We start from the raw sequence: 22,764 nt of genomic DNA, 5'->3' as shown, positions 1-22,764 counted from the left end.
CCGGCGGACGGACGGGAGGATTCATCTGAAAGAGACGCGCTCTTTTCGTCCGAAGGGGAAATAATCTTCTCTTCGCTCATGAAACGAAAAAGCGACGGCACTTCGGAGTATCCAGAGTGCGCGCCGCTCTTGAAAGGAAAACGGTGGATCAGTGATGCGCTTTTTTCCTGATCAGGATCCCTGACTCTGCGCCTGAGCTTTCTGCGCTCTCAGCGCGGCGCGCTGGGCGCGGGCTTCCTCAAAGAAAGGCGCGGCGGCGCGCAGGTACACGTACATCGAATAAATGGTGAGCACGGCGGCGATGATGATGAGCCATTCGCCGATGAGCGCAACGGGAATGCCGAGGAACGGATCGAACCAGAGGAGGCAGGGAATGGCCGTCATCTGGGCAATGGTTTTGAATTTCCCGTACCAGTTCACCTTGACGCGGCCCGATTCGCCGATCTTCGCCATCCATTCGCGGATGCCGGTCACGGTGATTTCGCGGCCGATGATGATCATGGCAATCGCCATGTCGCAGCGGTCGAGCCCCACGAGGGCAACGAGAGCGGCCGCAACGAGAAGCTTGTCGGCGATGGGATCGAGGAAGGCCCCCATGCGCGTCGCCCACCCCTCATAGCGGCGGGCAAGGAAGCCGTCGAGCGCATCCGTGACGGCGGCAACGACGAAGACCACGCAGGCGATGATGTTCTGCAGATGGATCGGAACAAGGGAATCGGGCAGGTAGAAGATTCCGATCACGACCGGGATGAGTGCTATTCGGATCCAGGTAAGCACCATCGGCACGTTGAGTTTGAAGGGAGGCTTGAGCTTCATCGGGCAAGAAAAATTTAGGAGGCGGTCTCACCGCCGGCGTCTATCGGCTGCACAGATGCAGTTGAGCGTAGATTTTGGATGCGAGCGCGCGGGATATGCCCGGCACCTGCGCGATATCCTCGGCCGAAGCGTTCTTGAGCTGCTTCATGCCGCCGAAATGCGAAAGTAGTTTAGCGCGGCGCTTGGGGCCGATACCCTCGAAATCCTCAAGTTTTGAGGCATTGCGCGCCTTGGCTCTCTTGGCGCGCATGCCGGTAATGGCGAATCGATGGGCTTCGTCGCGAATTTCCGCCGTTAGCATTAGTGCTTTTGACATGAGGCCCAGTGTGAGCGGTTCGCGACGCTCGCCGTCAATGAGCGGGAAGACGAGGGTCTCCAGACCCGTCTTTCGTCCTTCGCCCTTGGCGACGCCGACGATGACGGACGGGTCAAGTCCGTATTCCGCAAACACTTCGCGCGCCATTTCGACCTGTCCCTTGCCGCCGTCGATGAGAACGAGGCTCGGGAGCTCGGCCTCTCCACGCGCGACGGGCGCGTAGCGCCGCTCGAGCGCCTGCTTCATGGCGCCGTAGTCGTCGCCGGGTTCAACGCCCGTAATGTTGAAGCGCCGGTAGAGCGAGCTCTGCATGCGGCCCTCGCGGAAGACGACGCAGGAGGCCTGGGTCGCTTCGCCCTGGGTATGCGAAATGTCGAAGCATTCGGCCGAAAAATCCATCGGGTCGCCGCTCGGGGGTTCAAATCCGGGTCCGAGGATTTCAATCAGTTCCTTTAAGCGCGCGAGCTGTGTGCCTTCTTCCTGAAGGTGCCTCATGAGGGCGATCTCCGCCCCCTGGACGCACATTTCGAGCCACCTACGGCGCGTTTCCTGGGGTTCGGTCACGACGGGAACGCGGCGGTGCGCGAGTTCGGAGAGAAGCTCAGACAAGCGCTTCGGGAGTTCCGGATCCTCCGGATCGGGCTCAATGATGAGAAGCGCCGGGATAGGCAGATCCGCATAATGCTGGCTCACGAAGGCTTCGATCAGCTCTCCCTTGGATGGGAAGGCCCCGTCCTCGCGCGTGCCGATTTTCGGGAAGATCGCCCGGTCGCCCAAGTGCCGGCCGCCCCGCACCATTGCGAGGTTGATGGCGGCCGCGCCGTCGCGCACGGCCGCTGCCGCAATGTCGGCGTCGATATCGCCGCCCGTGGTTTCAATCGCCTGCTGGTGGCGCATCTGTGTGAGAGACGCAATGCGGTCGCGAAGCTTCGCCGCCTCTTCAAACTCCCAGGCTTCAGAGGCCGCCCACATGCGTTTTTCGAGCTCATCCAATACTTCGCGGGAATGTCCTAAAAGGAAATCCTCCGCGCGCCGGCAGTCCGCACGGTAGTCTTCCACCGAGATGCGGCCGCAGCAGGGAGCTGAGCACCGGCCGATCTGTCCGAGAAGGCACGGCCGCTGGCGATTTTTGAAGCCAGACTCCTCGCAGGTGCGAAGGAGAAACGCCTTCTGGAGCATTTCAATCGCCGTGCGGGCAGCGCTCGAGCTCGGATAAGGACCAAAGAACCGGGATTTGCGGTCGACGCCGCCGCGGTAGTAGGAAAGCCTCGGAAATTCCTCCCCGCCGATCCGGATGTAGGGGTAGCTGGCATCGTCGCGCAGACGGATGTTGTAGCGCGGATGAAGCGTTTTAATGAGGTTGTTTTCGAGAAGAAGCGCCTCGGCTTCCGAGCGGGTGACCGTCGTTTCCAGCCGCGCAATTTTTGCGACCAGGAGCGCAATGCGGGGCGAAAGCCCCGTGCGCCTGAAGTAGGACGAAACGCGGTTCTTGAGGTCCCGGGCCTTCCCGACATAGAGGCAGGATCCGTCCTTAGCAAAATAGCGGTAGCACCCGGGGAGATGCGGGAGCGTGCGGACCTCCCGGGCGGGATCGAAGGCGGGCTCCGGGACGGAAGCGCAAAGGCCGTCGTCCGCGGGCGTGCCTGGAGCCGGCAGAACTTCAGAAGACATCTGAGAGCGTCGGAAAGCGGATCAGCGCCGTTTCTTTTCGTCTTCGTCCTCAAGATCGAAGTGCAGCTTGATCGGCTGATATTCGCGCTCGACCTTTTCGGGAGCGGAGCAGCGGAATTCAAGCCATGCCTGAGCGGGCGTGCCGTCGGCGCCGGCTGCGGAGCTCGAGCCTGTCTGAGGCATCATCCCCATGCCGCGTTCGCCGCAGAAGGCCTGTGCGCGCTCATAGATATAGTCGGCAATGCCGGTGGAGGACTCGTAGCCCGGGAACGTTGCGGTGATGCGCCAGATGCTTCCGACGACCGGAACGATATCAATCTTGCGGTTGGCAAAGTTCTGGTGCTCCTCGTTCACGGCTGCGCACCCGGAAAGGATGCCGGCAGAAAGCGAGAGAAGAAGAGCGGAGCGAAGAAAAGTGCGCATTTTTGAATACGTGGGGGCCTCAGAACAGGAATCAGCGGAGATCCCGCTCGGCCGGCATGATGAATGATGAGCGGACCATTATAAAAGGCCCGCTCCCGGGACTTAAGAAAGGCGTCGGGAAACTCCCCGAAAGACGTAAAAATTTCTCAATGATTTCAATAGATAAGATGCAATGGAGAGTGTATCGATCTGTAAGCCTTTCTTAATTTACTCTCCCTAAACTGCCTCGCAATAATCCCGAAGAGGTTTCGTGCCGGCCATTTGCCGCAGGAGCTCTCTTCCGGAATATAAAAATTTCTTTCGAATCGCCGGGGACGCAGAAAGGTTCCCGGCCGACAGAGGATCCATGACCCAGCCCATTCTTGAAGTCCGCGGCCTGACCTGTGAACGCGGTGAACGCACGCTCTTTCAGGGGATGTCGTTTGCTGTTGAAGCCGGTTCGCTCGTACGCATTGCCGGCAGCAACGGCGCCGGCAAGACGACGCTTCTGCGGCTGATGACCGGACTCATGCGTCCCGTCGAGGGCGAGATCCTCTGGCGCGGCACGCCGATTCTCAAGGCGGCGCAGGATTTCTGGCGCGAGCTCTGCTACATCGGTCACAGAAACGGCGTGAAGGACGATCTTTCCGTCATTGAAAACGTCCTCATCAATGCGCGCGTGGCGTCGCTCAAGGCGACGCGCGAGGATGCCCGCAGGGCGCTCGCTGCCGTGGGCCTCGCCGAATACGAGGACGTACCGGCCGGACAGCTCTCGCAGGGGCAGCGCAGGCGCGTTGCGCTCGCGCGCCTCTGGCTCTCCGAATCCGTCGTGCTCTGGGTGCTTGACGAACCCTTTACCGCGCTTGACGTAAAAGCTGTGGCCCGTCTTTCGGACCTCATTTCGAAGCATGTCCGCGAGGGCGGCGTCGTGATGCTCGTCACGCACCAGGAAGTCCCGGTCGACAAGTCGCAGCTCCATATCATCGAGCCCGAACGCTGGGCGCCCCGTCGGCGCTCGGCCGTCGAGCGCGCCATGGACGATGCGGCTGCGGCCGAAGCGGAAAACGCTTTGAATGCCGGGGCCTGAGAGCGGGAGGAATGAATCATGCTTAATCTCTTCCTCACGATTCTTCGCCGCGACCTCACGCTTTCGCTTCGCAGAAAGTCCGATCTCGCGCAGGTGATCTTCTTCTTTGCCGTCGTCGTGACGCTTGTTCCGCTCGGCGTCGGCGCTGAAACCAACATTCTTCGCGCCATTGCCCCCGGCGTTGTCTGGGTGGCCGCGCTTCTCGCCGCACTGCTTTCGCTCCCGAGAATGTTCGCGACGGACCACGAGGACGGCACGCTCGAGCAGATGCTTGTTGCCGCAGAGCCGCTTCCCGTCATCGTGATTGCCAAGGTGGCGGCGCACTGGCTCGTCACCGGCGTTCCGATGACGATCTTCGCCACGATTTTCGGCGTGATGTTCGATCTTGAGCTCGACGTGACGATCGTCATGGTGGGAAGCCTCCTTCTCGGCACCCCGGTTCTTTCGCTCGTGGGCGGCGTGGGCGCAGCGCTGACGCTCGGCCTTCGGGCCGGAGGCGTCCTGACGTCGCTTCTCGTCCTTCCGCTCTATATTCCCGTTCTGATTTTCGGCGCCGGCGCCGCGCAGGCCGTTTCGATGAGTCTGTCGCCCTCGTCGCACTTCATGATCGTGGGCGGTCTGGCGCTCTTCTCGCTCGCGCTTGCCCCGATGGCGGTTGCCGCAGCGCTTCGCATCGCAGAGCAGTAAGTTTTTCTTAGAAAACGATTCCATCCCCAAAGAATTTCCCCAGTCGCAGGAGATAAAGGTCAAATGGCAAGTGAAGCAACATTAGAAGGCTTCTACCGAAAGGCAGGACGCTTCATCCCATGGTGCATGGGCGCGGCGCTCGTGCTCTTCATCATCGGTTTCTATCTCGGGTTCTTCGTGTGCCCGATCGAAGCCCGTCAGGGAAATTCGTACCGCATCATCTTCATCCACATCCCGGCCGCCTGGCTCTCGATGTCGCTCTACCTCCTGATGGCGGTCTGCAGCATTGTGGGGCTCCTGAAGCAGTCGAGGCTCGCCTTCATCCTGGCTCAGGCCATGGCGCCCACCGGTGCGCTCATGGGCTTCATCGCCCTCTTTTCAGGCGCCTTCTGGGGGCGTCCGACCTGGGGCACCTACTGGGTCTGGGATGCGCGCCTCACGTCGATGCTGATCCTCTTCTTCCTCTACCTCGGCTTCATTGCGCTTCATGCCGCGATTGACGACAAGCGCCGCGCCGACCAGGCCGCATCGGTGATTTCGATCGTGGGCGCCGTCAATGTGCCGATCATCTATTTCTCAGTGCGCTGGTGGAACACCCTTCACCAGGGCGCCTCGATCACCTCGCGCGGCTCTTCGATTGCCGACGTGATGCTCTACACCATTTTCATCATGCTTGCGGCCGGCACCATCTACGGCGTTGCCGTCGTGCTTTCGCGCGCCCGCACCATGATTCTTGAACGCGAACGCCGCAGCGACTGGGCTCAGAAGGCGGCTCTGGAGGGAAAGCTATGAGCAACTGGAATTCCTTTGCCGAATTCATTCATATGAATGGCCACGGCTATTACGTCTGGTGCGCATACGGCGCCTTCACTGCGGGCGTGATCTATGAACTCTGGTCCCTCATCACGCGCCGCCGCGCCATCTGCCGCCGGATCATGCGCGAGGCGCGTGCGGCGGAAATCACGCTTGAAAAATAAGAGACCCCGAGCCAAGTAAAGGAGATCAGCATGAATTCAAAGACCAAGAAGCTCGCACTGATCGGTGCTGCTGCGGTGGTTCTCGCCGCCGGCATCTTCATGGCGCTGCAGGCATTCAATGAAAACCTCGTCTTCTTCTTCTCGCCCACTCAGGTGGCGGCGAAGGAAGCGCCGGTCGGCCGCACGTTCCGTCTGGGCGGCGTGGTTGAGGGTGGTTCCGTTGCGCGCGAGAAGGACGGCGTTACGGTCAACTTCCGCATTACCGATACGGCGAAGAGCGTGAACGTGCAGTACACGGGCATTCTTCCCGACCTTTTTGCGGAAAACCAGGGCGTGGTTGCTCAGGGCAAGCTCAACGAGCAGGGCATTTTCGTCGCGAGCGAGGTTCTCGCCAAGCATGACGAAAACTACATGCCGCCCGAAGCCGCCAAGGCCCTTGAGGACGCTCACAAGGCCGGCGTGAAGAAGGCCCACGACAAGGCTGCGCACGACGCGGCGATTGCGCGCGGCGATCCGATGCCGGCCAATCACCCGTAAGGCATCTCATATCCATAAACCAAAAGAACCAGGGGGCTCTTTTTGAAGACGCGCGAAAGCTTTGATTCCCATCACTCGGAAGAAGGGCGTTGAAGCGGCGAATGTTCAAAATCCCCCACAGGCTCTTCTTCGGAAATATGCTGCGCTCTCGTGAAATGCATTTGCGCCCCGTCAGACCTGCGGCTTCATCGCGGTCCCGGGGCGGGTGCGCCTCAGCGGGCGAAGTGATCCGGAGCGGAGCACATCACCCGGGCGGGAAGGTTCATTCTGAAATGCTCCCCAAACGGATTTTCATCAACGGAGAATACAAGTGATTCCAGAGATCGGACACTTCGCATTGATCCTGTGCCTTGCGCTCAGCATCGTGCAGGGCGTGCTGCCGCTAATCGGCGCCGCCCGCGGGAACGGCGCGCTCATGGCCGTGGCGAGGCCCGCTGCAGCTGCAAACGCGCTCTTCGGCACGATTGCCTTTGCCTGCCTTGCCTATTCCTTCTACCTTTCGGACTTTACTGTCCTCAACGTCGCCAACAACTCCAACTCGATGCTGCCCTGGTATTACAAGGTAGCGGCGACCTGGGGTTCGCACGAGGGCTCGATCCTCTTCTGGACGGTTACGCTCGGCTGGTGGGGCGCTGCGGTTGCCTTCTCGGCGAAGCGCCTCCCTGAGGACATGGTGGCCCGCGTGACGGGCGTCATGGGGCTGGTCGGCATGGGGTTCCTTCTCTTCATGCTTTTTACGTCCAACCCCTTCCTGCGCATCTTCCCGGCGCCCGCTGAAGGCGCGGATCTGAATCCGCTCCTGCAGGATCCGGGGATGGTTTTCCATCCGCCGCTTCTCTACCTCGGCTACGTCGGGTTCTCCGTTCCCTTCGCCTTTGCCATTGCCGCGCTCCTTTCCGGGCGCCTCGATGCGGCCTGGGCCCGCTGGATGCGCCCCTGGACGACGGCTGCCTGGATTCTCCTCACGCTCGGCATTGCGCTCGGTTCCTACTGGGCCTATTACGAGCTCGGCTGGGGCGGCTGGTGGTTCTGGGATCCGGTTGAGAATTCGTCCTTCATGCCCTGGCTGACCGGCACGGCGCTGATTCACTCGCTCGCCGTCACGGAAAAGCGCGGGTGCTTCCGCATCTGGACGGTGCTTCTCGCGATCCTCACCTTCTCGCTCTCGCTTCTCGGCACCTTCCTCGTCCGCTCGGGCGTGCTCACCTCGGTCCATGCCTTCGCAACCGATCCGGAACGCGGTCTCTTCATTCTCGCCTTCCTCATCGTCGTGATCGGCCTTTCCTTCCTGCTCTTCGCCTGGCGCGCGCCGTCGGTGGGGCTTGGCGGAAACTTCGCGATGATTTCGCGCGAATCGATGCTCCTCGTCAACAATGTTCTTCTCGTTGTTGCGATGGGCGCCGTGCTCCTCGGCACGCTCTATCCGCTCTTCCTCGATGCGTTGAATGCCGGGAAGATCTCGGTCGGGCCTCCGTACTTTGATGCCGTCTTCGGTCCCCTGATGCTCCCGATGGTCTTCCTCATGGCCGTTGGACCGCTGGCCCGCTGGAAGGATGCCAATCCGGTTCAGCTCGCCCGCCGTCTCGCCTGGTGCTTCATCGGCGCGATCATCATCGGTGCGGCCATTCCGCTCCTCATGGGGGCCTGGAGCAACTGGGTCTTCACGGGCTGCGCGCTCGCGGCCTTCGTGGTTCTCGGTGAAATCGAGGATCTGCGCGGAGCGCTTCGCTTTGCGCCTGAAGGAACGAGCTTCTTCGGAAGGCTCCTCCGTCAGCCGCGCGCCTACTGGGGCATGCTCCTCGCGCACTTCGGCATTGCCGTCTTCATCATCGGCGTGGCGCTCGTGAAGGGCTACCAGGCCGAACGCGACGTGCGCATGTTTGAGGGCGATACGGTTTCGGTTGCCGGCTACACCTTCGTCTTCAACGGCGTCTCGAGCGCCCGCGGCGCGAACTTCACGGCTGACCGCGGCGACTTCACGCTCCTGAAGGACGGCAAGGAACTGCAGCACCTCTATCCGGAAAAGCGCAAGTACTTCAGCTCGAATTCAATGCCGATGACGGAAGCCGCCATACGCCATTCGATCACGGGCGACGTGTACGTGAGCCTCGGCGTGCCGAGCTCTGACGGCGGCTGGGTTGTCCGCGTCTATTCGAAGCCCTTCGTCACCTGGATCTGGTTCGGCTGCATCTTCATGAGCTTGGGCGGCCTCGTCGCTGCCTCTGACCGCCGCTACCGCCGCCGCAAGGAAAAGGCGGACGGCGCCGACAAGCCCGCCGTTCAGGCTGCCTGATCAAAAGGGAGATTACGCAAATGATGAAAGCAAAATTCCTCATTCCTTTCGCGATCTTTGTGGTTCTTGCCGGGTTCCTCTTCAAGGGCCTCTACCTCGATCCCCGCATGCTCCCGTCGGTCCTCATCAACAAGCCGCTTCCGGCGTTTGAGATGTCGACCCTTTATGACCCGGCGGTCAAATTCAAGACCGAAGACATGAAGGGCAAGGTCTGGATGCTCAACGTCTGGGCGAGCTGGTGCCTCCCCTGCAAGGAGGAGCACCCCTATCTCGTGGGACTGAAGCGTACGGGCCTCAAAACCCCGATCGTGGGCTTCCTCTACAAGGACTCCGTGGGCGCCGGCCGTCAGGTTCTTGAAGACACGGGCAATCCCTACGACGTCGTGATCTTTGAAGAGAAGAACAAGATCGGCATCGATCTCGGCGTAACGGGCGTTCCGGAAACCTTTGTCATCGACAAGAAGGGCGTCATCCGCGCCAAGGTGAGCTATCCGATCCTCGACGACCTCTGGCATCAGCAGGTCAAGCCCCTTCTTGATCAGCTGGAGGCCGAGAAATGATGAAGAAGCTTTTGGCTCCGCTCCTCTGCGCGCTCCTTCTTGCCGGTCCCGTGATTGACGGGACGGCCGAGGCGCGCGAAGCCGCCCCCACGGCCTTCGACCCGGTTGCGCACAAGCGCGTTGTTGAGGTGTCCGAACAGCTCCGCTGCCTCGTCTGCCAGAATCAGTCGATTGCGGATTCGAACGCCGAGCTTGCGGTTGACCTCCGCAATCAGGTGATCGAGCAGGTGAAGGCCGGCAAGACCAACCAGGAAATCGTCGACTACATGGTCGAGCGCTACGGCGACTTCGTGCTCTACAGGCCGCCCTTCAAGCTTTCCACGGCGATTCTCTGGCTCGGACCTGTCTGCCTCTTTCTGGTTGGCATCATCGCCTTCTACATCAATCTGCGCCGCAGGAAGCGCCTCGTCAATGAGGCGACGAAGCCCCTTTCCGCACAGGAAAAGGCGCTCGCTGATGAACTGCTTCGCGGCCGCAAGGAGTAAGGGAAGTGACGACATTCATCATTCTCTGTGCAGTGATGGCGCTCATTGCCGTCGCCGCAGTGTGCCTTCCCCTTTGGTTCGGCGGGCGCTCCCGCTCTGAGTCCGACCGCCGCGCTCAGGTTCTTGCGATTCTGCAGCAGCAGTCGCAGGACCTTGAGGCCGAGAAAGCGGCCGGCCATATTGACCAGGACGAATACGAGGAATCCCGCCTCGAACTCGAACGCCGCGTCCTCGAGGAAACAAAGCACGAGGAGGAAGTGCGTTCCGGCAAGTCCTCCCGCATGCCCCGCATTCTCGCCGTCATTCTGCTTGTCGTGATTCCGTGCGCGACGGTGCTCGGCTACTACGCGCTCGGCCGCTATACCGCGATGGATCCGCAGTTCATCGAGATGATGGAGGCCCAGCAGCAGGGAAGCCGCGGTCATTCGCAGCGCGACATGCAGAAGATCCTCGACGACCTGAAGGCCAACCTTGAGAAGGATCCGAGGAACGCCAACGGTTGGTTCATGCTGGCGCGCACCGCGGCTTCGATGAACCGCTTCGACGAATCCGTGGAAGCCTTCAAGCGCCTCAACGCCCTAGTGCCCAACAACGCCGACATTCTGGCCGACATGGCCGACATGATGGCTGCGGCGAACGGCAAGGTCATTACGCCCGATGTCGAAAAGGTCCTCCAGAAGGCCCTTTCGATTGATCCGACGCAGTGGAAGGCGCTCGCGCTCTTGGCCATTCACTCCTGGGACCGCGAACGTTATGCTCAGGCCGCAGACTACTGGGAGCGTCTCCTCAAGTCGGTTCCGAGCGATTTCCCGGATCGCGAGCAGATTCAGGCGAACATCAACGAAGCGAAGCGTCTGGGCGGCGTGAACGACTCGATCTCGGCCGTTTCGCCGACCGCTTCCCAGAGGAACGCCGCGGAGGGTTCCCAGGCTGACGCGGCTTCGAAGTCTGAAGAGCTCTCGAAGACTGCTCCCGCCACGGCTTCTCCCTCGCAGCTTCATGCCGTCGCCGGCACGGTGCTCCTCGACGACAAGGTAAAGGCGCTCGCGTCGCCCGAAGACACGGTCTTCATCTATGCGCGTCCGGCTTCGGGGAGCAAGATGCCTGTTGCCTTTACGAAGGTTAAGGTGAAGGATCTTCCCTACAACTTCGAACTCAACGAAACCATGCGCATGGCGATGGGTGCCGAGACGCTTGCAAGCACGAAGACGGTGATCGTCGGCGCGCGCATTTCGAAGACCGGGAACTTCATGCCTCAGGCCGGAGACCTCGAAGGCGAAATGCCGCAGCCCGTTGAAGTGGGCGACCGCGGTCTGGTGGTGACGATTACGACCGAAAGGAAGTAAGCCGCCGCTGCCAATGAACGGCGGTTCTCCGCCGTTCATCCAGGCCCAACAGCAAAAAGCCCGCAGTTCAGATGCTGCGGGCTTTTTGCTGGAATGGACTTTGCGCCGACCGGGAAAATCACTTGCCGGTAACGCTCTCCATCAGGTTCATGCGCATGATGTTGCGGTGCTTGCCGCCGGGTTCGCGCTCTGCGTCGAAGCAGTCGCCGGCAATCTGGGGGAACTTGCGCACGAACTCGTCGAGCTCGCGGCGGGCGTCTTCGGAGAGTTCGCGTCCGGCAAGGGTAAGCGTATCGGCGACGTGCCTCGAGCTCCGGGTTCCGACCACGGCTGCCGCCACCTGCGGTTCGCCGAGGATGTAAAGCGTCGCGAGTGCGGCAATCGAGAGGCCGGTTTCTTCCTTCATCCGGGAAAGGATTCTGAGAAGCTCCTGGTAGCCCTCCCAGCCGAGCGTGTCTTCAATGACAAGGAGGTATTTGACGAGCGAGCGGTTCTCAAGCTTCGTGATGTCGGGCTGCGGGACTCCAAGCCATTTTTCGCTCAGGAAGCCGCCCGCTACCGTGCCGTAGCAGATGAGCTTCACGCCGGTTTCCCGGCAGAGCGGAACGAGCGCTTTTTCCGGGCGTCGATCGAGAAGCGAGTACTGACATTGATTGGTGACGACCGGGATGCCGGCATCAACGAGCTTGCGCAGGTTTTCGGCATTGAAGTTCGTCGTCGAAATCGCGCGGATCAATCCCTTTTCCTGGAGTTCCACAAGGTATCCGGCGGTATCAATCATGCCCGGCACTTCATAGTCCCACCAGTGGAACTGGACCATGTCGAGGCGCTCGACGCCAAGCCGCGAGAGCGAGCGCGTGATGATGCGCTCGACATAAGCGCGGTCGATGTGAGCCAGATCCTTGAGGTCGGGGACAAACTTGGTATGAATCTTCGGCAGACTCAGCCCTGCAGCCCGCCGGGAGCGAAGGATCCGGCCGTAGAACTCCTCCACGCCCGTATAGATGTCCGCGCAGTCGAACGTGTCGAATCCGTGGTCGAGAAGCGTTTCGAAGGCGTTTTCGGCATCGGAATAGTCGAGCGCTTTTTCGAGCGCATGGCCGGTAGCGAGCTGCCAGCCGCCGTTGATCACGCGGGCGCAGGAATAACCGGGCAAAAGGGAATAGCGGGCAATGGTTGCAGTCACTTTGAATTCTCCTCAGAGCTGGAGTGCGTTTGGGTTTCGGTCTCGAGCGGCACAACCGTGCAGTCTCCGTGACGGAAGATGCGCTTTGCCGTTCGCGTGATTCTGAATCGTGCGCCGCAGTTGGGGTCCGGGCAGGCGATGAGCGCGTCGGTGGTCATCCAGTCGGCGGGATCCGTAGGCCTTTCCTTGGCGGGCAGGAGCGGCAGAATGGCGGCAAGGGCATAGAGCGAGAAGCGTCCCCCTTGCGGAAAAATCAGGTCTTCGCCTTCGACGCGAAAGCCCTGGTCGGAATGATGGCGGCAGACGAAATTGCCGCCTTCGACAGTGACCTTCAGGTCGTAGAGTTCAAATTCGTCGGGAGCGAGTGCTTTGGCAGACATGCTGTATGGCGTTTGAAGCGGGTTACGGATGGGTCTCTCACGCTTGCGCTTTCGGGCGGCCGATGCCGGTGACGATCGAAAGCGTGAAGACCACGAAGAGCGCAACCGGATAATAGGTCGCCGTCATGAGCGTGAAGGGCGTGAGCGACGCGTCCCCAAGGCTCGAGGCGGCCGAGAGCGTAATGAGCGAAAAGGCCGAGAAGGGAAGAATAACAGGGAGGCTGTTGGCGAATCCTGCGAGGAGGTAGGCCCGGCGATAGGGGTCGATGCGGTCGCGCAGAAGCTTGTCCGCAAGCTGGCCCGCTAGCGCCACGGCAACGCTCGTGACGGCGGCGAGCGCAGCCGAGATGAGCACCGTTACGACGGCAAGGAGCGTTTCAGCGCTTCTCGGCGAAGCCGCTTCACGGCCGAGGAACTTTTCAGCGGCGTCGGCAAGTCCCGTGCGGTGAATGACGCCCGTAAACCCAAAGAGCGCGAGGCACATCAGCATGATGCCGGAAACATTGGCGATGCCGCCGGTGATGACGCCCGAAATGGCGCCGTCCTTGACGGAAACGATCTGCGCAGGCGTGAGGATTCCCGTGAGAAGTCCGAGAACGAGGCCCGTAACCGTCGCGAGCGTGACGGCATGAAGCGCATCCTTCGAGCGGATGGCGACGAAGATGAGGAGCGCGACCGGGATGATCATCACGAGGCTCATGAGGTCGGCTTCTTCAAAAACCTCCAGGGCCTCAGCCCTGCCAGTGGAACCGAAGAAGTAGAAGGGGAGCGTGAGGATGAGCGCCGCCATGGCGAAGGGGAAGCGCGTGCGGACGACTTCGCCCAAATCAATGGGGCGGCCGGCATTGTCCGACTGCGTCATTGCCGAAATGATCGCGACGTCCGAGACCGGCGCGAGGTTGTCGCCGAAGATGGCTCCCGAAAGGATGGCGCCCGCGAGCATCGGCACGTCGCAGCCGAGGGCGGCTCCGAAGGGAAGAAAGATGGGAGAGGCGGCAAGAATCGTCGAGATGGAGCTCCCCGTTGCGGTGGCGAGCACGGCTGAAATCAGGAAAACCGCCGGCGTGAGAAAGGGCGTTCCGGCAATGGCGCCGCCCGTCAGAACAGCCAGCGCCTGCGCAAGGCCTGCGGCCTTCATCATGGCGGAGAAGACGCCCGCCGCCATGAGAAGAAGGAGCACCGTTGCCGTCAATTCCGATGCGGCGCCTTCCAGTACGGCCTTCCAGTAGGCTTTCGGGCTTCGCGTGAGGAGCGCGCCGCTTACGAGCGAGGCCAGCCCGGCTCCGGCGAGCGCCATGAGGTCGAAGACCTTGAGAAAAACAAAGAGATAGACGGATGCCGCAGCAAAGATAAGAAAAGGGATAAGGAGCGTGGCGGGACCGAAAAAGAACGGAATGGTCTGCGGGACGGAATCCGGCATGCTTTTCGAAGCATCGTTGTTCGTCATTTTGATGGGTCCTTTACGAAAGCGAATGAATGGAGGCTTTTGTTGGAAGCTTTCGCGGGCTCCTGAAATGCAAAAACCCGCTCAAGGGCGGGTTTTGATGAAATTGAAAGCTTGAAGAAGGAAAGCTTTCTAAACTTTTTCCGTGCGCACGGATGCGCTACCCGCCTTTTATTTCAGACGGGCGCCACCAATAGGATGCGCCGAGGAAAAAGATGCTGTTCATAGTGACAATTATCCTAAACGGGTTTTGCAGGCACCGTCATGAGCGATGCCGCCCTTCAACATTGATTCAGGTCAAAGTCCTGCAATCGCTCCGGCCTTGAGATTCCGGAGCCGTTACGGTGCCGGTTATTTTGTAGTGAATAACTGGAACATGAGCAGTTCTCCTTATTCACAGCTGGAAACGGCCGTGCTATGTTTTCCCACATGCGTTTTTAGAAACGACGCAATCCCATTTTTTCGATATTCAGGCATAGGAAAAAATGACTGCCGCAATACTCCAGTTCCAGAACTTCATCCGTTGCGATGAAGCCCTCTGGCGCGCGCGTCAAACGTCCTTCTCCTCTACATCCTCCGGCTCTTCCTCTTCAACAGGGAGAGCAATCCATACGCCTCGCAGATGCACGTTCGGGAGGATTCAGGCGCCGTAGAACCTGAAACCGAGATACAGATTCAAGAACGGGAGCACCTCAGAGGCAGAGGCGCTCCCATTTTTATTTATGCCCCTTTTTTAACGCAGCCCCAGGCAATAAAGCATTCAACCTTTTCGGGAGACATCATGGATCTCATCCGCAACTACAAAATTCACCTTCTTGCACTGATCATCGTGCTGGTATCGGAGTGGATCGGCATATTGAAGTTCGGACTTGTCGTGCTGCTGCCTCTGCTCTATGCGCTCGTGCTCGGCGCGGTGGCGAGCTTCCCGAGGTGGAATTTCATCAAGCTCCCCGAAATGAACCGCGCCGGCAAGATGCTTTCGATCGGCGTTCTGATCCTCATCACGAAGATCGGCCTCGATATCGGCCCCAACATCAGCATGATCATGGATTCGGGGCTTGCGCTCATCATGCAGGAGTTCGGCCACTTCTTCGGCACGCTCATCTTCGGTCTCCCGGTTGCGCTCCTTCTCGGCATGAAGCGTGAGGCGATCGGCGCCTGCTACTCGATTGACCGAGAGGCCAATGTCGCCATCATTGCCGAGCGGTTCGGCCTGGATTCGGCCGAAGGCCGCGGCGTCATGGGCATGTATGTCTGCGGTACGGTTTTCGGTGCGCTCTGGGTGTCGCTCCTCGCGGGCATCATCGCCCAGCTCGGGATCTTCCACCCGCATTCGCTCGCCATGGGCGCGGGCATCGGCAGCGCCTCCATGATGGCGGCTTCGATGAGCTCGATCATTGCGGTTCACCCGGAATGGGAAGAAACGGTGCGCGCCTACGCGGCTGCGGCAAATCTCCTCACCTCGGTGCTCGGCATTTACTTCTCGCTCTTTATTTCGCTCCCCGTCACGATCAAGGTCTATGAGTTCTTCACCCGCGACAAGGGCGGGAAAAAGGAAGCCACGGCAGCCTGATCCAAGCGTAAAGAGAAACATCAACGGAAATTAGCGAGACAAAAAATGAAAAAGATTCTGAACGAGATGTACGACGTCCTCTTCATTCTCCTTGTGACGGGGTTCTATACCTGGATCGCCAACATGCAGACGGGGGATCCGGCGCTGGGCGGCAGCGCCATCGGCGCTCTGATCCTCGTCGCCATTACGGCGGCAGGCGTCTTCATTTCGCATCTTCCGGTCTTCAACCGCCTCCCGATGGTCTTCTGGGTGTCGATTCTCGCCGTGGTGCTTTCGCTTCCGCAGTTCCCGGGGAGCGACGTGCTCCTCTCCTACACGAAGCAGATCGGGTTCCTCCCGATTACGACGGTGGTGCTTGCCTACTGCGGCCTCTCGCTCGGCAAGGACATGGAAGGCTTCAAGCGTCTTTCCTGGCGCATCGTCCCGGTGGCGCTTGCCGTTGCCGCCGGCAGCTTCATCTGCGCGACGGCGCTCGCTGAAGTGATGCTTCACCTTGAGGGCATCTTCTAAGAGAAACGCAACAGTTTTTTAGCAGGCGGGACATTGAACATGTCCCGCGCGTACGATTGATTTGAAATTTTCGAAACACGGCCTGGGGCAGGCGCTCTTCTTCGCCCCGGACGATATAAAACAAAAGGAGTCCATCCATGGACAAGGAACAACTTAAGAAGCGCGTTTGCGAAGCCATCCGCAGGAATTTTGCCGAGACCCAGGCGCTTGGCCACTCCATTTTTGCCGAACCCGAACTCGGCTTCAAGGAAGTGAAGACGTCGGCCAAGGTGAAGGCCGCTTTCGATGCGCTCGGCATCGCTCATGAGGACGGCTGGGGCCACACGGGCGTTAAGGCCCGTCTGAAGGGCGCCAATTCCACGAGAACCATTGCGCTTCTGGGCGAGCTCGACGCCATCGTCTGCAGAAAGCACGAGGCGAGCGACCCGGTAACGGGCGCCGCGCACTGCTGCGGCCACAACGTGCAGATCGCGAACGTTCTCGCCGTTGCCCGCGCGCTCAAGGAAACGGGGGCGATGGAGCTCCTGGGCGGCGACGTCGTCTTCTTTGCGGTTCCGGCCGAAGAGTATGTCGAGATCGACTACCGCAGCGGCCTCAGAAAGGAAGGAAAGCTCCGGTTCCTGGGCGGCAAGCAGCAGATCATCGCCGAGGGCGGCTTTGATGACGTCGACCTCGCCATGATGATGCATGTGAACTCGACCAAGAACCCCAACGGCGACTTCACGGTCGGGGCTTCGTCAAACGGCTTTGTCGGCAAGCTCATTGAATACCACGGCCGCGCCGCTCATGCCGCCGGCTGCCCCGAGGAAGGCATCAATGCGCTCAATGCCGCCATGCTCGGCGTCATGGGCGTGAACGCCATCCGCGAAACCTTCCGCGACAGCGACTGCGTGCGCTTCCACCCGATCATTAATGCGGGCGGCGACCTTGTGAACGTGATCCCCGACTACGTCAAGATGGAGAGCTACTGCCGTGCGGCCAACGTTGAAGCGCTCGCGCACTACAACAGCGCCATCAACCGCGCGCTGCGCGCGGGCGGCGCCGCGCTCGGCGCCGAATGCGTGATTTCGGATCTGCCGGGATATCTCCCGCTTCGTCCGGAACCCCACTTCCGCGACGTGCTGCGCGCCAATGCACACGAGATCTTCGGCGACGCCAACACGGTCGAGGGCGAGCATTCCGCGGGATCGACCGATATGGGCGACGTTTCGCACCTGATGCCGGTCGTTCACCCCTGGGTCGGCTGCGTCTCCGGGACGCTCCACGGCGCCGACTACAAGGTCTTCGATGAAGAGACGGCCTACGTGAAGTCGCCTGAGGTGCTCGCGATGACGATCATCGATCTCCTCTGGGACGGCGCTGAGGCGGCCGACATCATCTGCCGCGAATTCAAGCCCGTCTTCACGAAGGAAACGTACGTGAAGTTCCTTGAGGATCTCACGAGCGGCAAGTGACGGATCGCTGAAGACTGGTTTTAATTGCCAATACTCCTGAGGGTGACGGAGATGATGTCCTGGTCACCTTTCAGGAGTTTTTTTCTGCGGGTGGGAGCTCTCATTTCCTCCTTTTCGGAGATGACGATTGCGACCTGACAACGGGGCATTGACGAACCCCATCCGACGCTGGCTGACGAAAGGCTTTTTGAGAGAGAAGAACACGCCTTCGGCGGTTGGTGTGAATTCAGGAAGCCATGGATTTTGCTTCCCGGCAGCGGAATCTTTGCCAGATCCAATATCACTCTTGCTCAGACGACGCGGACCGGAGTTTCACCCGAAGGAGCCTCGTGCGGACAGCACGCTCCGTCGGGAAGTGCAATGTTGTTTTTGGCTGCGTAATTTTTAGAAAACTCGCACAAATCGGCCAGTGCCCGACAGAGTTCCTGCTGATCGGGAGCCAAAGCGTATTCAATGTGCAGAGGTTTGGCGGAGACGATGGTGCGCGACAGGATGCCGTCGGCTTCCAGGTCGTTGAGCTGCGTGGCGAGCATTTTTTCCGAGATGTCGGGCATGGCGCGCCTTAAGGACGAAAAACGCGTAGCGCCTTCGAGAATATGCCAGAGAATGCGAAGCTTCCATTTCCCGCCGAGCAAATCCATCGCCAGAAGCAGAGAACAAGAATAAGAAGACTGAAGTTTGGGCACAACCTTTCCCCGTACCTTTCGGCATTTGAATCTTCGATGATTTTACTTATTTCGAGAGAAAGAAAGACAGAAAAAAACTGAGCCTGTCAGAGGTAAAAATAGCTTGTACTGACAAATCGGTAAGTGACTGAAAAATTTGTAAGTTATTGATTTTAAATTAAATACTTTTTATTCTTCTTCTCCTGAAAACTTCTTGACTTTATGGCAATTCATTTTCCTTTCAGGAGGCAAAAATGGAATCGATTCGCTGGCCGGAAGACTACCTTCCGGGACTCACTGACAACTTTGTCTCGAACGAGGTGATTGTGCAGGGCCTGAGCGTGGAGGACGTTTGGGAACAGCTCGCCAATCCGCATCATTGGCCCGAATACTATGAAAACGCATCCGACATTCGCACCAGCAGTGAAATTTTGAAGGAAGGCGATGTTTTCTTTTTCCGTACTTTCGGCTTTCCCGTGGATGCGCAGGTCACGGAATGCGTGCCGCCGGGGCGGGAAGCCTGCGCCCGTCTTGCCTGGCACGGCTGGTGCGGTGAGGGCAATGATCGCCTTGACGTCATCCATGCGTGGCTCATCGAAGCACTTTCCCACAATCGCGTTCGCATCCTGACGCAGGAAAGCCAAAAGGGCGAACCCGCCAAGGTACTCGCGAAAACGCATCCCAATCCCATGGTGGCTGGCCATCAGGATTGGCTCGAAGGCATTGTGCGCGCCTTAAAGAAATAACGCCTTTGACGACATCTCAAAATTATCAGAAGGGAAAATCATGAACACAGCTTCTATTCTCATCATTGCTACTGCACATGCGCTTCTCGGCGGCACCGGCGCGCAAACCGGCCTTTGGCTTGAAGAACTCACCACGCCTTATTACGTTTTTGCCGATCAAGGCGCGAGCATCACCATTGCAACGCTGCCCGGCGGTCAAATTCCAATTGATCCGCATTCCGTGGCCGAAGCAGGGAAAAATCCTCCGACGGTCGAACGCTACCTCAAGGACGCAGACCTGCAGGCTCGGCTTAAGGACAGCCGTCGATTGGCCGATTTGGACTACAAGAATTACCAGGCGATCTTCATTCCGGGCGGGCACGGAGCAATGTGGGACCTGGCTTCGAGTGAGGCATTGGGGAAGTTCCTGTCGGATGCGTGGAAAGGCGGTGCCGTGATCGGTTCGGTTTGTCACGGGCCGGCCGCATTTTCCTTCGCCGTGAAGGAAGATGGACGCGCTCTTGTGAACGGCTTGCACGTAACCGGGTTCAGCAACTCCGAAGAGCAGAAGATGAAATTGACCCAGGTCGTGCCCTTTTCGTTGGAAACCAGAATGCGCGAAGACGGCGGCATCTATGCGCAGGGTCCCGATTTTGAAGCCTTTGCCGTGCGTGACGGAAAGCTCGTGACCGGACAGAATCCCGCCTCCTCCCAAAAGGTTGCGGAGCTGATGCTCGAAGCCCTCAAGTAAGGAACTGCGCAGATTCATCTTTGATCTGCATGACGGCCATGGCGTACTCCTGCTGTGGCCGTTGCCTTTTTCTTCTCCAGCCTTGTTCTTCTGCTTTGATCGGGCAGCCGCTGGAATAGCTTTCCAGAGCCGGTGGACAAAGCGCCCAATGTACACGCTCGAAACGGCTGCCAAAGAGGACATGAAGGCAAGGTCGAATTCGAGCGGCAATACTCCCCGGAAATGCAGCATTCCATCCGCAGCTTCGCCGGATCGAGACGACTTATTCTCTAATACGCGGCGTTTTGTTAACGGGCAGCAAAAATGAGACTGCTAACCCACAGCGATAATGAGACTTTTTCTGCCCCTCTGGGTGACACCAGCAATCGGCAAGAGTTTCACAACAGCGCTGATCTTTTCAAGGAGGCGAAAAGCTACACAGCGGCTTTTCTGGTAACGCGCGAGCTCGCGGATTGGTTTGCGGGCATTGTGCTGGCCGAGCGCTCCACTTCGGCACCTGGCGGCGGTACCGGCATTTAGCCTACGGGCACTGAGGCAAGCTCTGTCAAGCGAACGTGGAATAAACGAGCGCGGCCTTCAGACGCGCGAAGCTTTATGCCGCGAAAGTCGCTTGACAGAAATCCCTGAGATATCATTTAGTTAAGGCGGATGCATCCAAGCGCAGCGCGCGGTGCATTCGCCTTAACGACCCACCATCTCAACGGTGCTTCAACCGTTGAGTTATCTCTTGGGCTTCAACTTTTCCTTGGCTGCTGCAATACGAGCATTGATTGCTTTCGCTTCTTCGATCTTTCGGTTCAGTTCCTCCCGTTTCGCCATCGCTTTCAGAGCCGATCTCCTTTGCATTTCGTGCCAGGGGCTCTTTTGCGTCGTTTCTGAGTCTCCTTTCTTTTGACGCCCCACTTCATCAACGCGGTGATTCAGTGTCTTGGCCGTTTCTTCCGGTGTTGCGACTGACATTTTCAATTTCGTTCTGTCGTGTTCCGTGAATTCGAGCACGTGGTAGCGTTTTCGGATTCTCGGCCCCTCTTTGGTGATCCGCTTGCGATGTTCAACCTCGTCGCACCAGAGGATTTCCACCCGCCCATCGGCATACTCCAGCAGATTGCACTCAGTCTTCATCATTGCTCCCCTCATGGAGCGGCCCACCCCGACAATCTGCAGTGTCTTGCTGCCGTAGGACACCGTCAGGTTCCTGCTGATCATACGTGTATGCCATCTGGCAAAGATCTGCTCAATGCGTTCTTTCGTTTCCTCCAGCAGCGGCGCGTGGCTATCCTTAGAGTCAGCGGGAGCAATTGCGAATTCTTGGTTATAGCTCGCCAGCAATTCCGGCATTCGTGAATTTGCTTCCGCCATATTTCTGATGCCCAGCACACGGAACTCTTTTGGCCATCGTCCCTGCAGCGTGCTGAATGTTCGCTCGACCCGCCCTTTGGCTTCTGGCGAATTAGCCCGTATCCCCGTTACCCCCAACTCCCGACAGACTCTTTGAAATTGTGTTTCCTCGGATTTTCCGCTCTTCGAGGGATTTACTGGGGCAAAGATGGAATGTCTGTCGCTGTACAGAGCCCATGGAATCCCATATTTTTCAATGTACTTATTCAGCAACTGAAGATATCCTTCAGATGTTTCTGTTGGATAGAAGCCGGCGACCATGATGCGGCTTGTTGCGTCATCGACAAAGATGAGAAGCGCGTAGCTGTTATCGTCTCCGGTTCCCTCGAACCATGGATGCGGACTGCCGTCAATTTGAATCAGTTCCCCAACGCTCGATCTGCGGCGGCGCAGCTTATGCGCGGTCGACCTGCGCTCCTTTGGAGTTTCTTCCGGACGAAGTGTTGTCAGGATTCGTCGTACCGTTTCAACGGAGACCTCAATACCCTCAATGAGCAAATACTTATGCAGGAGGGTTGCCTGGAAGCCCTCATATTTGCCTGTTGCAAACTCGATGATCCTCGCTCTGATCTGCGGATCGAGCTTATTGGCCGGAACACGATTCCCTTGACCGGTATGTGAGGGCAGCCGACCTGTCTCTCGCCAGTTCTTGAGATGCCGCATAAACGTGCTGCGAGGCATCTGCATCAATGTCTTGGCATCCTCAACGCTATAGAGATGCCTTTCGTAGCCTTCAAAAATTTCCTGAGGTGTCAGCCGAGGGATTTCGGACTCAACAACAGAAGGGCCCCGAGACTTTCTTGCTTGTTTCGACATAGCAGTCTCCTTGGTAATTAAGCCGAAGGGATTTCGACTTAATATCCAAGGAATACATTATGTTAAGAGGAAATACCATTGTCGATATTCAGCATATTCAGTAGTCTCATGCAGAGGTATCCTGTCTTATTGCTGTGGTATCTCATCTCATTTCGTCATGGCATCGGGTCCCATTCATTTGTATGCAGTTCTGCCGCTGGGGCAAGTAGTCTCAGTGCAGAGGTAAAGCTGACCAAGAGTGGTATGCCGTCTCATTCAGAGCGGTTTGCAGTCTCAATCCCTGTGGTAATCCATCTCTCTTTACGGAGGTATCGGGTCTCAGTGGTAATGGGTCTCGTGGTAGCGGAGGTATCCAGGCCAACAGGATGTTGGTATATCGTCCCGGTCAGATACGGTATATGGTCTCAAATCCTTGGCGTATCACGTCTCAAAGTCGTTGGCTAAACAGTCTCGTTTACGCTGACCGTTAACACTAATACGCGGCGTTTGTCTTTAGTCGAAAAATGTGCAATATTCCTCCTTGTCCGAAGCACCCGTGAAGGTGAGGAGGATCGGGGCGGCTTCTTTAGGTTGGCTTCGGGAGAATGCTCCGCACGGATATTCCAAGTCCGAAATTAAGGTAAAGGACGTAAGGTGCCGGAAGCGGCTCCGCCGCTGAGGTAATTCTTACAGCAACAATTTCACA

At 58.6% G+C, this 22,764-nt stretch carries 23 protein-coding genes; 15 read left to right on the top strand and 8 right to left on the bottom strand.

Going from position 1 to position 22,764, the window contains the following annotated elements:
- Positions 1-171: 171 nt before the first annotated feature.
- From pgsA to FG381_RS03845, 3 genes are read right to left on the bottom strand one after another with little or no spacing between them, the layout of a single operon-like run.
- Positions 172-816 (bottom strand): CDP-diacylglycerol--glycerol-3-phosphate 3-phosphatidyltransferase, encoded by a 645-nt coding sequence (gene pgsA, locus FG381_RS03855; RefSeq protein WP_139687620.1) that lies wholly within the window; start codon positions 814-816, stop codon positions 172-174.
- A 40-nt stretch (positions 817-856) separates the two neighbouring features.
- The gene (uvrC, locus tag FG381_RS03850) at positions 857-2,803 is read right to left on the bottom strand and encodes an excinuclease ABC subunit UvrC (protein WP_139687619.1); all 1,947 of its coding nucleotides are present in this window, start codon (positions 2,801-2,803) and stop codon (positions 857-859) included.
- A 21-nt stretch (positions 2,804-2,824) separates the two neighbouring features.
- Positions 2,825-3,226: a hypothetical protein gene (locus FG381_RS03845; RefSeq protein WP_139687618.1), complete on the bottom strand. Its 402-nt coding sequence runs from the start codon at positions 3,224-3,226 to the stop codon at positions 2,825-2,827.
- Positions 3,227-3,572: 346 nt separating this feature from the next.
- On the opposite strand from FG381_RS03845, the gene ccmA reads away from it, so the two are divergent.
- The 9 genes from ccmA to ccmI all read left to right on the top strand — a co-directional run bounded on the left by ccmA (position 3,573) and on the right by ccmI (position 11,177).
- Positions 3,573-4,292 carry a cytochrome c biogenesis heme-transporting ATPase CcmA gene (gene ccmA / locus FG381_RS03840; protein WP_139687617.1) on the top strand — a complete coding sequence of 240 codons (720 nt, stop codon included), beginning with the start codon at positions 3,573-3,575 and terminating at the stop codon, positions 4,290-4,292.
- An 18-nt stretch (positions 4,293-4,310) separates the two neighbouring features.
- Positions 4,311-4,979, top strand: a complete 669-nt coding sequence (gene ccmB, locus FG381_RS03835) for a heme exporter protein CcmB (RefSeq protein WP_139687616.1) — start codon at positions 4,311-4,313, stop codon at positions 4,977-4,979.
- A gap of 63 nt (positions 4,980-5,042) precedes the next feature.
- The gene (locus tag FG381_RS03830) at positions 5,043-5,771 is read left to right on the top strand and encodes a heme ABC transporter permease (protein ID WP_139687615.1); all 729 of its coding nucleotides are present in this window, start codon (positions 5,043-5,045) and stop codon (positions 5,769-5,771) included.
- Positions 5,768-5,956, top strand: coding sequence for a heme exporter protein CcmD (ccmD, locus tag FG381_RS03825; protein ID WP_139687614.1), 189 nt, complete (start codon positions 5,768-5,770; stop codon positions 5,954-5,956). The genes FG381_RS03830 and ccmD overlap by 4 nt, the downstream gene beginning before the upstream one ends.
- 30 nt (positions 5,957-5,986) lie before the next feature.
- Complete coding sequence (ccmE, locus tag FG381_RS03820; RefSeq protein WP_139687613.1) at positions 5,987-6,493, top strand: cytochrome c maturation protein CcmE; 507 nt, start codon at positions 5,987-5,989, stop codon at positions 6,491-6,493.
- Positions 6,494-6,803: 310 nt separating this feature from the next.
- The gene (locus FG381_RS03815; protein WP_139687612.1) at positions 6,804-8,786 is read left to right on the top strand and encodes a heme lyase CcmF/NrfE family subunit; all 1,983 of its coding nucleotides are present in this window, start codon (positions 6,804-6,806) and stop codon (positions 8,784-8,786) included.
- 20 nt (positions 8,787-8,806) lie between these two features.
- Entirely contained in the window at positions 8,807-9,346 is a 540-nt protein-coding gene (locus FG381_RS03810; protein ID WP_139687611.1) for a DsbE family thiol:disulfide interchange protein, read from the top strand.
- Positions 9,346-9,831: a cytochrome c-type biogenesis protein gene (locus tag FG381_RS03805; RefSeq protein ID WP_374042051.1), complete on the top strand. Its 486-nt coding sequence runs from the start codon at positions 9,346-9,348 to the stop codon at positions 9,829-9,831. Before FG381_RS03810 ends, FG381_RS03805 begins: the two co-directional genes overlap by 1 nt.
- Before the next feature lie 5 nt (positions 9,832-9,836).
- Positions 9,837-11,177, top strand: a complete 1,341-nt coding sequence (ccmI, locus tag FG381_RS03800; protein WP_139687609.1) for a c-type cytochrome biogenesis protein CcmI — start codon at positions 9,837-9,839, stop codon at positions 11,175-11,177.
- A 118-nt stretch (positions 11,178-11,295) separates the two neighbouring features.
- Here ccmI and FG381_RS03795 read toward each other — a convergent pair whose 3' ends face one another.
- Genes FG381_RS03795 through FG381_RS03785 form a run of 3 tightly spaced genes read right to left on the bottom strand, consistent with a single transcriptional unit; the run spans position 11,296 to position 14,190 of the window.
- Complete coding sequence (locus FG381_RS03795) at positions 11,296-12,363, bottom strand: aldo/keto reductase (protein WP_139687608.1); 1,068 nt, start codon at positions 12,361-12,363, stop codon at positions 11,296-11,298.
- Positions 12,360-12,743: a TIGR04076 family protein gene (locus FG381_RS03790; RefSeq protein ID WP_139687607.1), complete on the bottom strand. Its 384-nt coding sequence runs from the start codon at positions 12,741-12,743 to the stop codon at positions 12,360-12,362. The genes FG381_RS03795 and FG381_RS03790 overlap by 4 nt, the downstream gene beginning before the upstream one ends.
- A gap of 37 nt (positions 12,744-12,780) precedes the next feature.
- A complete protein-coding gene (locus FG381_RS03785; RefSeq protein WP_139687606.1) occupies positions 12,781-14,190 on the bottom strand; it encodes a Na+/H+ antiporter NhaC family protein in 1,410 nt (469 codons plus the stop codon).
- A 778-nt stretch (positions 14,191-14,968) separates the two neighbouring features.
- On the opposite strand from FG381_RS03785, the gene FG381_RS03780 reads away from it, so the two are divergent.
- The 3 genes from FG381_RS03780 to FG381_RS03770 all read left to right on the top strand — a co-directional run bounded on the left by FG381_RS03780 (position 14,969) and on the right by FG381_RS03770 (position 17,724).
- The gene (locus FG381_RS03780) at positions 14,969-15,760 is read left to right on the top strand and encodes a DUF3100 domain-containing protein (RefSeq protein WP_139687605.1); all 792 of its coding nucleotides are present in this window, start codon (positions 14,969-14,971) and stop codon (positions 15,758-15,760) included.
- Between the two features lie 45 nt (positions 15,761-15,805).
- Complete coding sequence (locus FG381_RS03775) at positions 15,806-16,270, top strand: hypothetical protein (RefSeq protein WP_139687604.1); 465 nt, start codon at positions 15,806-15,808, stop codon at positions 16,268-16,270.
- 137 nt (positions 16,271-16,407) lie between these two features.
- On the top strand, positions 16,408-17,724 hold the full coding sequence (locus FG381_RS03770; protein ID WP_139687603.1) for an amidohydrolase: 1,317 nt from the start codon (positions 16,408-16,410) through the stop codon (positions 17,722-17,724).
- A gap of 290 nt (positions 17,725-18,014) precedes the next feature.
- Here FG381_RS03770 and FG381_RS03765 read toward each other — a convergent pair whose 3' ends face one another.
- Positions 18,015-18,365 (bottom strand): winged helix-turn-helix transcriptional regulator, encoded by a 351-nt coding sequence (locus FG381_RS03765; protein WP_139687602.1) that lies wholly within the window; start codon positions 18,363-18,365, stop codon positions 18,015-18,017.
- 278 nt (positions 18,366-18,643) lie between these two features.
- Here FG381_RS03765 and FG381_RS03760 point away from each other — a divergent pair, with 278 nt between their 5' ends.
- The 3 genes from FG381_RS03760 (at position 18,644) to FG381_RS03750 (ending at position 20,384) form a co-directional block, all read left to right on the top strand.
- A complete protein-coding gene (locus tag FG381_RS03760; RefSeq protein WP_139687601.1) occupies positions 18,644-19,135 on the top strand; it encodes an SRPBCC domain-containing protein in 492 nt (163 codons plus the stop codon).
- A 40-nt stretch (positions 19,136-19,175) separates the two neighbouring features.
- Positions 19,176-19,865, top strand: coding sequence for a type 1 glutamine amidotransferase domain-containing protein (locus FG381_RS03755; protein ID WP_139687600.1), 690 nt, complete (start codon positions 19,176-19,178; stop codon positions 19,863-19,865).
- Positions 19,866-20,168: 303 nt separating this feature from the next.
- Positions 20,169-20,384 (top strand): hypothetical protein, encoded by a 216-nt coding sequence (locus FG381_RS03750; RefSeq protein WP_139687002.1) that lies wholly within the window; start codon positions 20,169-20,171, stop codon positions 20,382-20,384.
- Between the two features lie 201 nt (positions 20,385-20,585).
- On the opposite strand, the gene FG381_RS03745 is transcribed toward FG381_RS03750, so the two are convergent.
- Positions 20,586-22,079 (bottom strand): ISNCY family transposase, encoded by a 1,494-nt coding sequence (locus FG381_RS03745; protein WP_139687003.1) that lies wholly within the window; start codon positions 22,077-22,079, stop codon positions 20,586-20,588.
- Between the last annotated feature and the right edge of the window lie 685 nt (positions 22,080-22,764).

This window comes from Sutterella faecalis, from assembly GCF_006337085.1.
Lineage (GTDB): Bacteria > Pseudomonadota > Gammaproteobacteria > Burkholderiales > Burkholderiaceae_F > Sutterella > Sutterella faecalis.
Note: the sequence above shows the minus strand (reverse complement) of the source record. Positions and strands in the feature narration are given on the sequence as shown.

Excerpts from the sequence above, each read along its gene's own strand:
- pgsA (WP_139687620.1), bottom strand. The coding sequence starts at position 816 with ATGAAGCTCAAGCCTCCCTTCAAACTCAACGTGCCGATGGTGCTTACC.
- uvrC (WP_139687619.1), bottom strand. The coding sequence starts at position 2,803 with ATGTCTTCTGAAGTTCTGCCGGCTCCAGGCACGCCCGCGGACGACGGC.
- FG381_RS03845 (WP_139687618.1), bottom strand. The coding sequence starts at position 3,226 with ATGCGCACTTTTCTTCGCTCCGCTCTTCTTCTCTCGCTTTCTGCCGGC.
- ccmA (WP_139687617.1), top strand. The coding sequence starts at position 3,573 with ATGACCCAGCCCATTCTTGAAGTCCGCGGCCTGACCTGTGAACGCGGT.
- ccmB (WP_139687616.1), top strand. The coding sequence starts at position 4,311 with ATGCTTAATCTCTTCCTCACGATTCTTCGCCGCGACCTCACGCTTTCG.
- FG381_RS03830 (WP_139687615.1), top strand. The coding sequence starts at position 5,043 with ATGGCAAGTGAAGCAACATTAGAAGGCTTCTACCGAAAGGCAGGACGC.
- ccmD (WP_139687614.1), top strand. The coding sequence starts at position 5,768 with ATGAGCAACTGGAATTCCTTTGCCGAATTCATTCATATGAATGGCCAC.
- ccmE (WP_139687613.1), top strand. The coding sequence starts at position 5,987 with ATGAATTCAAAGACCAAGAAGCTCGCACTGATCGGTGCTGCTGCGGTG.
- FG381_RS03810 (WP_139687611.1), top strand. The coding sequence starts at position 8,807 with ATGATGAAAGCAAAATTCCTCATTCCTTTCGCGATCTTTGTGGTTCTT.
- FG381_RS03805 (WP_374042051.1), top strand. The coding sequence starts at position 9,346 with ATGAAGAAGCTTTTGGCTCCGCTCCTCTGCGCGCTCCTTCTTGCCGGT.
- FG381_RS03790 (WP_139687607.1), bottom strand. The coding sequence starts at position 12,743 with ATGTCTGCCAAAGCACTCGCTCCCGACGAATTTGAACTCTACGACCTG.
- FG381_RS03785 (WP_139687606.1), bottom strand. The coding sequence starts at position 14,190 with ATGACGAACAACGATGCTTCGAAAAGCATGCCGGATTCCGTCCCGCAG.
- FG381_RS03780 (WP_139687605.1), top strand. The coding sequence starts at position 14,969 with ATGGATCTCATCCGCAACTACAAAATTCACCTTCTTGCACTGATCATC.
- FG381_RS03775 (WP_139687604.1), top strand. The coding sequence starts at position 15,806 with ATGAAAAAGATTCTGAACGAGATGTACGACGTCCTCTTCATTCTCCTT.
- FG381_RS03770 (WP_139687603.1), top strand. The coding sequence starts at position 16,408 with ATGGACAAGGAACAACTTAAGAAGCGCGTTTGCGAAGCCATCCGCAGG.
- FG381_RS03765 (WP_139687602.1), bottom strand. The coding sequence starts at position 18,365 with ATGGATTTGCTCGGCGGGAAATGGAAGCTTCGCATTCTCTGGCATATT.
- FG381_RS03760 (WP_139687601.1), top strand. The coding sequence starts at position 18,644 with ATGGAATCGATTCGCTGGCCGGAAGACTACCTTCCGGGACTCACTGAC.
- FG381_RS03755 (WP_139687600.1), top strand. The coding sequence starts at position 19,176 with ATGAACACAGCTTCTATTCTCATCATTGCTACTGCACATGCGCTTCTC.
- FG381_RS03750 (WP_139687002.1), top strand. The coding sequence starts at position 20,169 with ATGAGACTGCTAACCCACAGCGATAATGAGACTTTTTCTGCCCCTCTG.
- FG381_RS03745 (WP_139687003.1), bottom strand. The coding sequence starts at position 22,079 with ATGTCGAAACAAGCAAGAAAGTCTCGGGGCCCTTCTGTTGTTGAGTCC.